Annotated in this window: 3 rRNA genes; all 3 read left to right on the top strand. The window is 56.1% G+C overall.

Annotation, left to right across the window (positions count from 1 at the left end):
• The first annotated feature begins 175 nt into the window (after positions 1 to 175).
• Positions 176 to 1692 (top strand): 16S ribosomal RNA (locus G6022_RS02015).
• A gap of 353 nt (positions 1693 to 2045) precedes the next feature.
• Positions 2046 to 5142 (top strand): 23S ribosomal RNA (locus tag G6022_RS02010).
• Between the two features lie 99 nt (positions 5143 to 5241).
• Positions 5242 to 5358, top strand: a 5S ribosomal RNA gene (gene rrf / locus G6022_RS02005).
• Together the 16S, 23S and 5S rRNA genes form the textbook arrangement of a ribosomal RNA operon.
• Positions 5359 to 5367 lie beyond the last annotated feature (9 nt).

The raw sequence follows: 5367 nt of genomic DNA, 5'->3' as shown, positions 1-5367 counted from the left end.
CGGTGTGGTGGTGTTGTTTGAGAACTCAACAGTGTGTTTTGTTTGTGATAGTGCCAAATTTTTTGTTTGGTTGCGACCCTTTCACATCCCTGTCGTGGGGGTCGCGTTTTTTGAACAGCCAGTTTGTTTGGTTTGTTTTTTGCTTGGATTGTGCTTTTTGTAGTGCTGAGAAGCTTTTATGGAGAGTTTGATCCTGGCTCAGGACGAACGCTGGCGGCGTGCTTAACACATGCAAGTCGAACGGTAAGGCCCTTTCGGGGGTACACGAGTGGCGAACGGGTGAGTAACACGTGGGTAATCTGCCCTGCACTTCGGGATAAGCCTGGGAAACCGGGTCTAATACCGGATATGAGCTCCTGCCGCATGGTGGGGGTTGGAAAGTTTTTCGGTGCAGGATGAGTCCGCGGCCTATCAGCTTGTTGGTGGGGTAATGGCCTACCAAGGCGACGACGGGTAGCCGGCCTGAGAGGGTGATCGGCCACACTGGGACTGAGACACGGCCCAGACTCCTACGGGAGGCAGCAGTGGGGAATATTGCACAATGGGCGAAAGCCTGATGCAGCGACGCCGCGTGGGGGATGACGGTCTTCGGATTGTAAACTCCTTTCAGTAGGGACGAAGCGAAAGTGACGGTACCTGCAGAAGAAGCACCGGCCAACTACGTGCCAGCAGCCGCGGTAATACGTAGGGTGCAAGCGTTGTCCGGAATTACTGGGCGTAAAGAGCTCGTAGGCGGTTTGTCACGTCGTCTGTGAAATCCTCCAGCTCAACTGGGGGCGTGCAGGCGATACGGGCAGACTTGAGTACTACAGGGGAGACTGGAATTCCTGGTGTAGCGGTGAAATGCGCAGATATCAGGAGGAACACCGGTGGCGAAGGCGGGTCTCTGGGTAGTAACTGACGCTGAGGAGCGAAAGCATGGGGAGCAAACAGGATTAGATACCCTGGTAGTCCATGCCGTAAACGGTGGGCGCTAGGTGTGGGGTCCTTCCACGGATTCCGTGCCGTAGCTAACGCATTAAGCGCCCCGCCTGGGGAGTACGGCCGCAAGGCTAAAACTCAAAGGAATTGACGGGGGCCCGCACAAGCGGCGGAGCATGTGGATTAATTCGATGCAACGCGAAGAACCTTACCTAGGCTTGACATATACAGGACGACGGCAGAGATGTCGTTTCCCTTGTGGCTTGTATACAGGTGGTGCATGGTTGTCGTCAGCTCGTGTCGTGAGATGTTGGGTTAAGTCCCGCAACGAGCGCAACCCCTGTCTCATGTTGCCAGCACGTTATGGTGGGGACTCGTGAGAGACTGCCGGGGTCAACTCGGAGGAAGGTGGGGATGACGTCAAATCATCATGCCCCTTATGTCTAGGGCTTCACACATGCTACAATGGCTAGTACAGAGGGCTGCGAGACCGCGAGGTGGAGCGAATCCCTTAAAGCTAGTCTCAGTTCGGATTGGGGTCTGCAACTCGACCCCATGAAGTCGGAGTCGCTAGTAATCGCAGATCAGCATTGCTGCGGTGAATACGTTCCCGGGCCTTGTACACACCGCCCGTCACGTCATGAAAGTCGGTAACACCCGAAGCCGGTGGCCTAACCCTTGTGGAGGGAGCCGTCGAAGGTGGGATCGGCGATTGGGACGAAGTCGTAACAAGGTAGCCGTACCGGAAGGTGCGGCTGGATCACCTCCTTTCTAAGGAGCACTCACCTCGCCTGTTGGTGGGGTCAGAGTTAGCGCCTGGTTCGTGCCCGTTCGTGGTGCGCTGGGTGGCTCATTGGGTGGAACACTATTGCGTAGGACTCGCCGTGATCTTCGGCGCCGGCTCAGGGCTGGTTGTCGGGGGGAGCGTGGTTCGGACAAAACACACTGTTGGGTGTCTGAGACAGCACCGTGAGCATCCCTGGTTTGTTGGGGGTGTGGGTTGTTTCTGATGGCACTGATTCCCGAGATGCTCTTTTCGGCCGGTTGGCTGGGGGTGTGGGTGGGGTTGGTGTGTGTTGTTTGAGAACTGCACAGTGGACGCGAGCATCTTTAATTGTTTGTGAATGTAAGTGTGTAAGAGCACACGGTGGATGCCTTGGCACCAAGAGCCGATGAAGGACGTAGGAGGCTGCGATAAGCCTCGGGGAGCTGCCAACCGAGCTGTGATCCGAGGGTGTCCGAATGGGGGAACCCAGCGCGCGTGATGGCGTGTTACCCACATCTGAATACATAGGGTGTGTGGAGGGAACGCGGGGAAGTGAAACATCTCAGTACCCGCAGGAAGAGAAAACAACAGTGATTCCGTCAGTAGCGGCGAGCGAACGCGGAAGAGGCTAAACCGCATGCGTGTGATACCCGGCAGGGGTTGCGTGTGTGGTGTTGTGGGGCATGATGTCCTGGTTCTGCCGGATCAGGCGCTTGATAGTCCGCGGGTTAGGGGAACGACTTGGAAGGGTCGGCCGTAGAGGGTGAGAGTCCCGTACCTGAAAACTTTGTGGCTGGGCGATTTGTGTTCCCAAGTAGCAGCGGGCCCGTGAAATCTGCTGTGAATCTGCCGGGACCACCCGGTAAGCCTAAATACTCCTTGGTGACCGATAGCGGATTAGTACCGTGAGGGAATGGTGAAAAGTACCCCGGGAGGGGAGTGAAATAGTACCTGAAACCGTGTGCTTACAATCCGTCAGAGGCTTTCGGGCTGATGGCGTGCCTTTTGAAGAATGAGCCTGCGAGTTAGTGGTATGTCGCGAGGTTAACCCGTGTGGGGAAGCCGTAGCGAAAGCGAGTCCTAATAGGGCGAGTATAGTGGCATGCTCTAGACCCGAAGCGGAGTGATCTACCCATGGCCAGTGTGAAGCGACGGTAAGACGTCGTGGAGGCGCGAACCCACTTAGGTTGAAAACTGAGGGGATGAGTTGTGGGTAGGGGTGAAAGGCCAATCAAACTCCGTGATAGCTGGTTCTCCCCGAAATGCATTTAGGTGCAGCGTCGCATGTTTCACCTCGGAGGTAGAGCTACTGGATGGCCGATGGGCCCTACAAGGTTACTGACGTCAGCCAAACTCCGAATGCCGAGGTGTGAGAGTGCGGCAGTGAGACTGTGGGGGATAAGCTTCATAGTCGAGAGGGAAACAGCCCAGATCGCCGGCTAAGGCCCCTAAGCGTGTACTAAGTGGAAAAGGATGTGGGATCGCTGAGACAGCCAGGAGGTTGGCTTAGAAGCAGCCACCCTTGAAAGAGTGCGTAATAGCTCACTGGTCAAGTGGTCCTGCGCCGACAATTTAGCGGGGCTCAAGTACACCGCCGAAGCCGCGGCACTCACACAATAACCTCCTCCGGGCAGGTGTGTGGGTGGGTAGGGGAGCGTCGTGTGGCCATAGAAGCGTCGGAGTGATCCAGGCGTGGAGGCCACACGAGTGAGAATGCAGGCATGAGTAGCGAATGACGAGTGAGAAACTCGTCCGCCGAATGATCAAGGGTTCCTGGGTCAAGCTAATCTGCCCAGGGTGAGTCGGGACCTAAGGCGAGGCCGACAGGCGTAGTCGATGGACAACGGGTTGATATTCCCGTACCCGTGTGTGCGCGCCCATGGTGAATCAGTGATACTAACCGCCCTGAATGGCCTAGAGCATCCTTCGGGATGACGTGGTCTGGATGCGCGGGACCTGATCTGGTAGTAGCCAAGCGATGGGGTGACGCAGGAAGGTAGCTGGGCCAGTCAGTGGTTGTACTGGTGTAAGAGTGTAGGCCGTGACATAGGCAAATCCGTGTCACATTAAGGCTGAGACTTGATGCATACCCGTTGTGGGGAATTCAGTGATCCTATGCTGCCGAGAAAAGCCTCTAGTGAGTTCATACACGGCCCGTACCCCAAACCGACACAGGTGATCAGGTAGAGAATACCAAGGCGATCGAGAGAACTGTGGTTAAGGAACTCGGCAAAATACCCCCGTAACTTCGGGAGAAGGGGGGCCATGCCCGGTGAACATCTTCACGGTGGGAGCTGGGTGTGGTCGCAGAGACCAGAGAGAAGCGACTGTTTACTAAAAACACAGGTCCGTGCGAAGACGTAAGTCGATGTATACGGACTGACGCCTGCCCGGTGCTGGAAGGTTAAGAGGACCGGTTAGCCGCAAGGCGAAGCTGAGAATTTAAGCCCCAGTAAACGGCGGTGGTAACTATAACCATCCTAAGGTAGCGAAATTCCTTGTCGGGTAAGTTCCGACCTGCACGAATGGCGTAACGACTTCTCTGCTGTCTCGACCACAGACTCGGCGAAATTGCACTACGAGTAAAGATGCTCGTTACGCGCGGCAGGACGAAAAGACCCCGGGACCTTTACTATAGCTTGGTATTGGCGTTCGATTCGGTTTGTGTAGGATAGGTGGGAGACTGTGAAGCATGCACGCCAGTGTGTGTGGAGTCGTTGTTGAAATACCACTCTGATCGTATTGGACGTCTAACCTCGGCCCATGATCTGGGTTAGGGACAGTGCCTGGTGGGTAGTTTAACTGGGGCGGTTGCCTCCTAAAGAGTAACGGAGGCGCCCAAAGGTTCCCTCAGCCTGGATGGCAATCAGGTGTTGAGTGCAAGTGCACAAGGGAGCTTGACTGTGAGACTGACACGTCGAGCAGGGACGAAAGTCGGGACTAGTGATCCGGCACCGGCAAGTGGAAGCGGTGTCGCTCAACGGATAAAAGGTACCCCGGGGATAACAGGCTGATCTTCCCCAAGAGTCCATATCGACGGGATGGTTTGGCACCTCGATGTCGGCTCGTCGCATCCTGGGGCTGGAGTAGGTCCCAAGGGTTGGGCTGTTCGCCCATTAAAGCGGCACGCGAGCTGGGTTTAGAACGTCGTGAGACAGTTCGGTCTCTATCCGCCGCGCGCGTAAGAAACTTGAGGAAAGCTGTCCCTAGTACGAGAGGACCGGGACGGACGAACCTCTGGTGTGCCAGTTGTTCCACCAGGAGCATCGCTGGTTAGCTACGTTCGGAAGGGATAACCGCTGAAAGCATCTAAGCGGGAAGCCTGTTCCAAGATGAGGTTTCTCACCACCTTGCGTGGTTAAGGCCCCCCACAGACCATGGGGTTGATAGGCCGGAACTGGAAGCGCAGCAATGCGTGGAGGTGACCGGTACTAATCGGCCGAGGGCTTACACACAAACAAGCCAAAGAATTTGTTACGCGTCCACTGTGCAGTATCTGAAACAACACACCCATCCGCGGTCTCGATCGCGGGTCGGGCCTTGTTTCACAGAGTTACGGCGGCCATAGCGGCAGGGAAACGCCCGGTCCCATTCCGAACCCGGAAGCTAAGCCTGCCAGCGCCGATGGTACTGCACTCGTGAGGGTGTGGGAGAGTAGGTCACCGCCGAACACAACTTCA

It is taken from the genome of Dietzia sp. Cai40 (genome assembly GCF_014145165.1).
GTDB lineage: Bacteria > Actinomycetota > Actinomycetes > Mycobacteriales > Mycobacteriaceae > Dietzia > Dietzia natronolimnaea.
This window is presented reverse-complemented; position numbering and strand designations above follow the sequence as displayed.